The following is a 9,969-nucleotide window of genomic DNA, read 5'->3' as shown; positions in this document are numbered from 1 at the left end:
GGATAAATGGATTTATTAAGGTGTTTTCCTTACAAATTATGTTATGAAGAAATAGGTAACTTCCTATTTACCAAGTAGCACACAGTAAAACTAAATACCCCCCACAAGGGACAGCCGAGAAATCGACTGTCCTTTTTCTATGCCGACAGGCAGAAAGGAGCGACCAGCTATGACGAAACCGAGAGAGAAAACCCGCGAGGAAGTGACCGCCGAGATTGAGGACGGAAAGAAGAAAATCCGGCAGCTTGAAAATCGGGAAAAGGTGTTGCGGCAAAAGTTATCCCAAGAGGAACGCAGGACGCGCAGCCATCGGCTGATCGTCCGGGGTGCGGTCTTTGAGAGCATTGTGCCAGAAGCAAAGACCATGACCGACGAAGAAGCCGCCGCCTTTCTCCGGCTTGCCTTGACGAGCGAGCCAGCACAGGAGTTTTTGAAAAAACGAGCCGGGGACGGGAACGCAGAATAATCCCTTTGGAACAAAGGGCGCACTTATACACCCTTGCGGGCGTGTGCGCTCTGCCGAGGGCTTATCTCCGCACAAGGGACTTTCCCCGCGCTCCGATATGGCGGCTTTGCCGCAACAAGGGGCTGCACCCCTTGCGCCGCTTACGCGGCTATCCCTGCACACCCACAAAAACAGTACACCCGCCGTTGGCGTCTGTACCATTTTTGCGGGTTTTGTTATCCTATCCGGGAGGTGATACCCATAGCCATTTACCATTGTAACATCGGCATTGTGAGCCGAGGAAAAGGCAAGTCAGCCGTTGCCGCAGCCGCCTACCGAAGCGGCGAGAAAATCACAAACGAGTGGGACGGAATGACCCATGACTACACCCGCAAGCGCGGCGTTGTCCATACGGAAATCCTACTGCCGCCCCATGCCCCGCCCTCTTTCTCTGACCGCGCTACCCTATGGAACAGTGTGGAGCTTTACGAGAAAGCCGGGAACGCCCAGCTTGCCAGAGAGATTGACGCGGCACTTCCCATAGAGTTATCCAGAGAGGAACAGATCCGGCTTGTCCGAGAATACTGTTCCTCTCAATTTGTTTCCAGAGGAATGTGCGTTGATTTTGCCATTCACGACACCGACAGCGGCAACCCCCATTGTCATATCATGCTTACCATGCGCCCCCTTGACGAGCGCGGCGCATGGGCGGCAAAGTCCCAAAAGGAATATGACCTTGATGAAAACGGCGAGCGTATCCGCTTGCCAAGCGGCAGATACAAGACGCACAAAGTTGACCTGACCGGCTGGAACGACAAGGGCAACGCCCTCTTGTGGCGTAAGGCATGGGCGGATATTTCAAACGCCTACCTTGAACGAGCCGGAAGCCCGGAGCGTATCGACCACCGCAGCAACGCCGAGCGCGGCATTGGCGAGATACCCACCGTCCACATGGGCGTGGCGGCTTGCCAGATGGAGAAGAAAGGTATTGCCACCGAGAAAGGCGAACTGAACCGGAATATCCAAAAGGCAAACCGCCTTATACGGGAAATCCGAGCGCAGATTGGAAAGCTCAAAGAATGGATTGCCGACCTGTTCAAAGCGTGGGAAACCGCCCCGGAACAGCCGCAACAATCCCCCGGCCTTGCAAATCTGCTGATGAAGTATTTGAGCGTTCAGAGAGAAAAGAGCCGGAAGTATTCGCAGCGTTGGCAACAACAGCACACAGCCGATGAACTGAAAACCATAGCGGCAGCGGTCAACTATCTGACCGAGCATGGTATCTCTACCCTTGATGAGCTGGACGCAGCCCTTTCCTCTGTCAGCGAACAGGCCGACACTATCCGGGCAGGAATGAAAACCGCCGAGGAACGCATGAAGAAGCTGCAAAAGCTGATTGAATACGGGAAGAACTACACCGAGTACAAGCCCGTTCACGATGAGCTGAAAAAGCTGCAAAACGGCTGGACAAACAAGCGCGACAAGTACGAGGAAGCCCACCGCGCCGAGTTGACCCTATGGAACGCAGCAAGCCGCTATCTCCATGCAAATCTGCCGAAAGGGACAAAGACCTTGCCTATCTCTGAATGGGAAAAAGAGTACGCCACTCTCAGCGGGCAGAGAACAGCGGAATATACCAAGCTGAAAGAAACCCGCGCCGAGGTTGCCGAGCTGCACAATATCCGCAAGTGCGTTGATATTGCGCTGAAAGCCGACCAGCCGGAGCAGACCCGCACCAAGCAGCACGACTTAGAACGATGAAAGGAGTTGAGATTTTTGTACTACACCCAAGAACAGATAAACCGGGCGAACCAAGCCGACCTTGTTTCTTTCCTGCAATCACAGGGCGAGCAACTTACCCGCGCCGGGAATGAATACCGCTGGAAACGGCACGACAGCTTGACCGTCCGGGGAAACAAATGGTACAGGCACAGCCAGAGCAAGGGCGGCGGCCCCGTTGATTTTATCATGGAGTTTTTCGGCAAGAGCTTTACCGAAGCCGTGGAACTTCTCACAGGAGAAAAGGGAGCCGCACCACCGCCGGACAAACCTTGCCCCGCGTCCCTCTCTGACTTCCGGCTACCGCCCCCAAACAACGACAACAGAATAGCGAGGAACTACCTCACAGCCGCCCGCCGCATTGATGAAGATGTGACGGGCTTTTTCTTTGCCCGCGGCGATATTTACGAGGACACAGCCCACCACAACGCCGTATTTGTGGGGCGGGACGAGGACGGAATACCGCGCTACGCCCACAGCAAGGGAACGGCGGGAAACTTCCGGCTTGATGTGAAAGGCAGCGACAAAGCCTTTAATTTCTGCTACCGGGGCGAGGGTGACAGGCTTTTTGTCTTTGAAGCCCCCGTTGACCTGCTCTCTTTCCTCTGCCTGTTCAAAAAGGCATGGCAGAAGCAGAGCTATTTGTCATTGGGCGGCGTGGGAGAAAAAGCCCTGTTGCGTTTCCTCTCTGACCGTCCGAACATCAAGACCGTCTACCTCTGCCTTGACAGCGACCAAGCGGGAAACGACGCTTGCAGCCGCCTTGCGGAGCTTGTGCCGGAGGGCTTGACCGTCCACCGCCTTGTGCCGCTTTACAAGGACTGGAACGAGGTATTGCAGCACCGGGCAGAAATCACAGACGGGAAGTATATCCGGGAAGCGGTTTACGGCTTGAAAGAGCCGCCGCAGGAAGAAACCGTCGAGATTATCCGCATGAGCGAGGTTGACACGCAGACCGTTGAATGGCTATGGGAGCCGTATATCCCTTTCGGGAAAGTAACCATTGTGCAAGGCAACCCCGGCGAGGGCAAGACCACCTTTGCCCTACGCCTTGCCGCCGCCTGTACCACCGGGGGAACGCTGCCGGGAATGAAGCCCTTGCTGCCATTCCATGTGATTTACCAGACCGCCGAGGACGGGCTGGGCGATACCGTCAAGCCCCGCTTGATAGAAGCCGAAGCCGACCTTGACCGCGTGCTTGTGATTGATGAAGCCAAACGGGAGCTTACCCTCTCCGACGAGCGCATAGAAAAGGCAATCACGCAGAACGGGGCGCGGTTGATTATCCTTGACCCCATACAGGCGTACATGGGCGAAAAGACCGACATGAACAGGGCAAACGAAGTGCGCCCCATGTTCCGCCGCCTTGCCGATGTTGCCGAGCGTACCGGGTGCGCCGTTATCCTTATCGGACACTTGAACAAAGCCGCCGGAGGACAGAGCGCATACCGGGGCTTAGGTTCTATTGACTTCCGCGCCGCAGCAAGGAGCGTCCTGCTGATCGGGCGCGTGAAGCGGGAGCCGAATGTGCGCGTTATCGTCCATGACAAATCTTCCCTTGCGCCGGAGGGCAAGCCCGTTGCCTTTTGCCTTGACCCGGAAACAGGCTTTTCATGGATAGGCGAATATGACATAACCGCCGACGAGCTGCTATCCGGCGCGGGCGGGAACACCGCCACCAAGACCGAGCAAGCCGAGAAGCTGATACTTGACCTGCTTGCAGACGGGAAAGAACTTGCCAGCGAGGACATTGTAAAGGCCGCAGCCGAAGCCGGAATATCCGAGAGGACGGTACAGAACGCCAAGCGCAACATGGGCGGTATTTTAGGCGCAAGGCGTGTCGGCGGTCAATGGTATAACTTCATCAAGAAGAAGCAGCCACCCGAACCCGCAAGCTGAAAGTGCAAAACGCAGACCCTTTGCACTTTGCACTTTCGCACTTTCACAAGAATTTGCGTCAATAACTCAAAAAAGCACTTGACAAAACGCTTCATGGGGCACCCATGAGGACATCGCACCCTACATCGACCCGGTGTTCCAGAACAATGTGATTCTGACTAAAACCGAGAGCCTGACCATGAACAGCCGCCCCAAGGACCCCAAGACCGCCAGAAACAAAAATGTGCTGGTGATCGGTGGCTCCGGTTCCGGCAAGACCCGCTTCTGGCTGAAACCGAACCTGATGCAGATGCACAGCTCCTATGTGGTGACAGACCCAAAAGGCACCATCCTGGTGGAGTGCGGCAAAATGCTTCAGCGCGGCACACCCAAGCTGGGCAAGGACGGCAAGCCCATGAAGGATAAGCACGGCAAGGACATCTATGAGCCTTATCGGATCAAAGTCCTCAATACCATCAACTTCAAGAAGTCCATGCACTATAATCCCTTTGCCTACATCCACTCCGAAAAGGACATCTTGAAACTGGTCACGACGCTGATCGCCAACACCAAGGGCGAGGGCAAGGCCGGGGACGATTTTTGGGTTAAGGCCGAGACGCTTTTGTACTGCGCCCTCATTGGGTATATCCACTACGAGGCCCCGGTGGAGGAACAGAATTTCTCCACCCTCATCGAGTTCATCAACGCGATGGAGGTCCGGGAGGATGACGAGGAGTTCAAGAACCCCGTGGACCTGATGTTTGACGCGCTGGAGGCAGAGAAGCCCAACCACTTCGCCGTCCGTCAGTACAAAAAGTACAAGCTGGCTGCGGGCAAAACCGCAAAATCCATCCTGATTTCCTGCGGTGCGCGCCTTGCCGTGTTCGACATCGCGGAGCTGCGGGAGGTCACGGCCTACGACGAGCTGGAGCTGGATACCCTGGGAGACCGGAAAACCGCCTTGTTCTTGATTATGAGCGACACGGACGATAGCTTTAACTTCCTGATCTCCATGTGCTACACCCAGCTGTTCAATCTGCTCTGCGAAAAAGCGGACGATGTGTACGGCGGGCGGCTGCCGGTCCATGTGCGGTGCCTCATTGACGAGGCCGCCAATATTGGACAGATCCCTCGGCTGGAAAAGCTGGTTGCCACCATCCGAAGCCGTGAGATTTCCGCCTGCCTGGTGCTGCAAGCACAGTCCCAGCTCAAAGCTATCTACAAGGACAACGCCGATACCATCATCGGCAACATGGATACCTCCATCTTCCTGGGCGGCAAAGAGCCGACAACCCTCAAGGAGCTGGCCGCCGTGCTGGGCAAGGAGACCATCGACACCTACAACACCGGCGAGAGCCGGGGCCGCGAGACATCCCATTCTCTTAACTACCAAAAGCTCGGCAAAGAGCTTATGAGCCAGGATGAACTGGCCGTCATGGACGGCGGCAAGTGTATCCTCCAGCTGCGCGGTGTGCGGCCTTTCCTCTCGGACAAGTACGACATCACCAAGCACCCCAATTACCCGTACACCGCCGACGCGGACCCCAAGAACGCCTTTGACATCGAGGCGTTCCTGTCCACCCGGCTCAAGCTCAAGCCCAACGAGGTCTACGATGTGTATGAAGTAGACGCAGAGGGCGTGTAAATCTGTTCCGCTGTGAAAGGAGTGATCTTATCTACCCGCCTCAACCGCCCCGGATGGGGCCATCGGCGTACAAAGCGGACAATCACCAAAAAATAATGAAAAAAGGAGGACAGCCGGAATCAGGCCCCGGAAACCGGGTGCCGATTGTTCCGGCTTTTGTATGCCTATGAATGACTAAATCAAACTTTTCAAATGATTCCGGCTAACTATAATTTATGGCATTTTTCAATCAGGCTATCACCGTTCTTCAGACCCTCGTTATCGCTCTGGGCGCTGGTCTCGGCATCTGGGGTGTCATCAACCTGCTGGAAGGTTACGGCAACGACAACCCCGGTGCGAAGTCCCAGGGCATGAAGCAGCTCATGGCTGGCGCTGGCGTCGCCGTGGTCGGCATGGTCCTCGTACCCCTGCTCTCCAGCCTGTTCACCGTCTGATCGCTCCCGTCGTTAAGCTGTCATAAGAAATCCTTGCCGCCCCTGCCCCCAAGCGGGGGCGGCTGAAAGGAGGTTGACACCGTATGGATTTCTTACTCGATGCCCTTACTGACTGGCTCAAGGAAATGTTGGTAGGCGGCATTATGAGCAACTTATCGGGGATGTTCGATAGCGTGAACCAGCAGGTCGCAGACATTGCGACACAGGTGGGCCAGACCCCGCAGGGCTGGAACGGGAGTATTTTCAGCATGATCCAAAATCTCTCCAACTCCATCATGGTGCCGATTGCTGGCGTGATCCTGGCTATCGTGATGACGCTGGAGCTGATTCAGATGATTACCGACAAGAACAACCTGCATGATGTGGACACCTGGATGATCTTCAAATGGGTGTTCAAATCTGCCGCTGCCATCCTCATCGTCTCAAACACCTGGAACATCGTGATGGGCGTGTTTGACGCAGCTCAAAGTGTGGTGGCGCAGGCGGCGGGCATCATCGGTTCCGACGCTTCCATCGACATCTCCTCTGTCATGACCGATATGGAGTCCCGGCTGATGGATATGGACCTGGGGCCGCTGTTCGGCCTGTGGTTCCAGTCGCTCTTTATCGGCATTACCATGTGGGCGCTTTACATTTGTATCTTTATCGTGATTTATGGCCGTATGATTGAGATTTACCTTGTGACCTCGGTGGCTCCCATCCCTATGGCCACCATGATGGGCAAGGAATGGGGCGGTATGGGCCAGAACTATCTGCGCTCGTTGATCGCCCTGGGCTTCCAGGCATTTCTCATCATCGTCTGTGTGGCGATCTACGCCGTGCTGGTGCAGAGTATTGCCACCGAATCCGACATCATTATGGCCATCTGGAGCTGCGTGGGCTATACGGTCCTGTTGTGCTTTACGCTCTTTAAGACCGGCAGCCTCGCAAAATCCGTTTTCAATGCACATTAACCAGGAAGGAGGTAATCCCTTTGGCTTATGTACCCGTACCCAAGGATCTTACGAAAGTCAAAACCAAGGTCGCGTTCAACTTAACCAAGAGGCAGCTTGTCTGCTTCGGCGGCGGTGCGCTGATCGGCGTACCGCTTTTCTTCCTGCTCCGGGGGCCTGTGGGAAACAGCGTGGCTGCCATGTGTATGATGCTGGTCATGCTGCCCTTCTTCATGCTGGCGATGTATGAAAAACACGGTCAGCCCCTGGAAAAGATCGTGGGCAATATCATCAAGGTGGCCGTCATCCGGCCCAAGGAGCGCCCGTATCAGACCAACAACTTCTATGCCGTTTTGGAACGGCAGGAAAAACTCGACAAGGAGGTGTATGACATTGTTCACGGTAATCAAAAGCTGGCTGCACCGGCTGTTCGGAAAAGACGAAAAGACCGCGCAGCCGGTTAATCAGAAAAAGATGAAAAAGCTGTCCCGCGCCGACAGAAAGCAGATCGAGGCTGCCATTGCCCGTGCCAATCGCACAGACAAAAAGAAAAAATCGGCTCAGGACAGTATCCCCTATGAACGGATGTGGCCGGACGGCATCTGCCGTGTGGCAGGCAGCCGCTACACAAAGACCATCCAATTCCAGGACATCAACTATCAGCTCTCGCAGAACGAGGACAAGACAGCGATCTTCGAGGGCTGGTGCGATTTCCTCAACTACTTCGACAGCTCCATTCAGTTCCAGCTGTCCTTTTTGAACCTGGCAGCCTCTGAGGAGACCTTTGCCCGCGCCATCAACATTCCTCTCCAGGGGGATGATTTTGACAGCATCCGGGTGGAGTACACCACCATGCTGCAAAACCAGCTGGCAAGAGGCAACAACGGTCTTATCAAGACCAAGTACCTGACTTTCGGCATCGACGCCGACAGCCTCAAGGCCGCCAAGCCCCGTCTGGAGCGCATTGAGACCGACATTCTCAACAACTTCAAACGCCTGGGCGTGGCCGCCGAGACCCTGGACGGCAAGGCGCGGCTGGCACAGCTTCACGGCATTTTCCACATGGATGAACAGGTGCCGTTCCGCTTTGAATGGGACTGGCTGGCTCCGTCCGGTCTGTCCACCAAGGATTTCATCGCGCCGTCCGGCTTCGAGTTCCGCACCGGCAAACAGTTCCGTATGGGTAAAAAATACGGGGCTGTTTCTTTTTTGCAGATCCTCGCCCCGGAGCTGAATGACCGGATGCTGGCGGATTTTCTGGATATGGAAAGCTCTCTGATCGTCAGCCTGCATATCCAGTCCGTAGATCAGATCAAGGCCATCAAGACGGTCAAGCGGAAAATCACCGACCTGGATAAATCCAAAATTGAGGAACAGAAAAAAGCCGTCCGCGCCGGATATGACATGGACATCATTCCCTCCGACCTTGCCACCTACGGTGCCGAGGCCAAGAAGCTCTTGCAGGATTTGCAGAGCCGTAACGAGCGAATGTTCCTTGTGACCTTCCTGGTACTGAACACGGCGGACAATCCCCGGCAGCTGGGCAACAATGTGTTCCAGGCCAGCTCCATCGCACAGAAGTACAACTGCCAGCTGACCCGGCTGGACTTCCAGCAGGAAGAAGGGCTGATGTCTGCGCTGCCCCTGGGCCTCAATCAGATCGAGATTCAGCGGGGACTGACCACCAGCTCCACGGCCATCTTTGTTCCGTTCACCACCCAGGAGCTGTTCCAGTCTGGCCGCGAGGCGCTGTACTACGGGATCAACGCGCTGTCCAACAACCTGATTATGGTGGACCGGAAGCTGCTGAAAAACCCCAACGGCCTGATCCTCGGCACCCCTGGTTCCGGCAAGTCCTTCAGCGCCAAGCGCGAGATCGCCAACTGTTTCCTGCTCACCAATGATGACATCATCATCTGTGACCCGGAGGCCGAGTATGCGCCCCTGGTGGAGCGCCTGCATGGGCAGGTCATTAAGATTTCGCCCACCAGCAGCAATTACATTAACCCGATGGACCTGAATCTGGACTACTCGGACGAGGACAATCCATTGTCCCTCAAGTCTGACTTCATTCTCAGCTTGTGTGAGCTGATTGTGGGCGGCAAAGAGGGCTTGCAGCCGGTTCAGAAAACCATCATTGACCGCTGTGTGCGGCTGGTCTATCAGACCTACCTGGGTGACCCCCGACCGGAGAATATGCCCATCCTGGAGGACCTCTACAACCTACTGCGGGTGCAGGAGGAAAAGGAGGCACAGTACATCGCCACGGCGCTGGAAATCTATGTGACCGGCTCCCTTAATGTGTTCAACCATCAGAGTAATGTAGACATCAACAACCGTATCGTCTGCTACGACATCAAGGAGCTGGGCAAGCAGCTGAAAAAGATCGGTATGCTGGTGGTTCAGGATCAGGTGTGGAACCGCGTCACCATCAACCGTGCTGCCCACAAGTCCACCCGTTACTACATCGACGAGATGCACCTGCTGCTGAAAGAGGAACAGACCGCCGCCTACACGGTGGAGATCTGGAAGCGGTTCAGAAAATGGGGCGGCATCCCCACCGGAATCACGCAGAATGTCAAAGACCTGCTTTCTTCCCGTGAGGTGGAGAACATCTTTGAGAACTCCGACTTCGTGTATATGCTCAACCAGGCGGGCGGAGACCGACAGATTCTTGCCAAACAGCTGGGTATTTCCACGCACCAACTTTCCTATGTGACCCACTCCAGTGAGGGCGAGGGCCTGCTGTTTTACGGCTCCACCATTCTGCCTTTTGTGGATCACTTCCCCAAAAATACCGAGCTGTATCGCATTATGACCACCAAACCCCAGGAACTGAAAAAGGAGGATGAATGA

7 protein-coding genes and 1 pseudogene are annotated in these 9,969 nt (G+C 55.3%); all 8 read left to right on the top strand.

From position 1 onward, the window contains the following. The first annotated feature begins 169 nt into the window (after positions 1–169). Complete coding sequence (locus ODJ80_RS13190; protein WP_263042442.1) at positions 170–466, top strand: DUF3847 domain-containing protein; 297 nt, start codon at positions 170–172, stop codon at positions 464–466. Between the two features lie 231 nt (positions 467–697). Beyond that, complete coding sequence (gene mobQ, locus ODJ80_RS13185; protein ID WP_263042441.1) at positions 698–2,206, top strand: MobQ family relaxase; 1,509 nt, start codon at positions 698–700, stop codon at positions 2,204–2,206. Between the two features lie 15 nt (positions 2,207–2,221). Continuing rightward, positions 2,222–4,123 carry an AAA family ATPase gene (locus ODJ80_RS13180; RefSeq protein ID WP_263042440.1) on the top strand — a complete coding sequence of 634 codons (1,902 nt, stop codon included), beginning with the start codon at positions 2,222–2,224 and terminating at the stop codon, positions 4,121–4,123. Positions 4,124–4,208: 85 nt separating this feature from the next. Further along, positions 4,209–5,747, top strand: a pseudogene (locus ODJ80_RS13175) (VirD4-like conjugal transfer protein, CD1115 family); the annotation flags it as partial. Positions 5,748–5,962: 215 nt separating this feature from the next. After that, entirely contained in the window at positions 5,963–6,181 is a 219-nt protein-coding gene (locus ODJ80_RS13170; protein WP_002588903.1) for a Maff2 family mobile element protein, read from the top strand. A gap of 83 nt (positions 6,182–6,264) precedes the next feature. After that, the gene (locus tag ODJ80_RS13165; protein WP_002578790.1) at positions 6,265–7,134 is read left to right on the top strand and encodes a VirB6/TrbL-like conjugal transfer protein, CD1112 family; all 870 of its coding nucleotides are present in this window, start codon (positions 6,265–6,267) and stop codon (positions 7,132–7,134) included. A gap of 20 nt (positions 7,135–7,154) precedes the next feature. Continuing rightward, positions 7,155–7,577, top strand: a complete 423-nt coding sequence (locus tag ODJ80_RS13160; protein ID WP_002578789.1) for a PrgI family protein — start codon at positions 7,155–7,157, stop codon at positions 7,575–7,577. 10 nt (positions 7,578–7,587) lie between these two features. Next, positions 7,588–9,969 carry a VirB4-like conjugal transfer ATPase, CD1110 family gene (locus tag ODJ80_RS13155; RefSeq protein WP_263042444.1) on the top strand — a complete coding sequence of 794 codons (2,382 nt, stop codon included), beginning with the start codon at positions 7,588–7,590 and terminating at the stop codon, positions 9,967–9,969.

It is taken from the genome of Acutalibacter sp. LFL-21, from assembly GCF_025630755.1.
Lineage (GTDB): Bacteria > Bacillota > Clostridia > Oscillospirales > Acutalibacteraceae > Acutalibacter > Acutalibacter stercoravium.
The sequence above is the reverse complement of the archived record's forward strand: the minus strand, read 5'-3'. Positions and strand labels throughout refer to the sequence as shown.

Bases quoted from the DNA above. Each gene is read 5' to 3' on its own strand.
- ODJ80_RS13155 (WP_263042444.1), top strand. From the start codon at position 7,588: ATGAAAAAGCTGTCCCGCGCCGACAGAAAGCAGATCGAGGCTGCCATT.
- ODJ80_RS13165 (WP_002578790.1), top strand. From the start codon at position 6,265: ATGGATTTCTTACTCGATGCCCTTACTGACTGGCTCAAGGAAATGTTG.
- ODJ80_RS13190 (WP_263042442.1), top strand. From the start codon at position 170: ATGACGAAACCGAGAGAGAAAACCCGCGAGGAAGTGACCGCCGAGATT.
- ODJ80_RS13170 (WP_002588903.1), top strand. From the start codon at position 5,963: ATGGCATTTTTCAATCAGGCTATCACCGTTCTTCAGACCCTCGTTATC.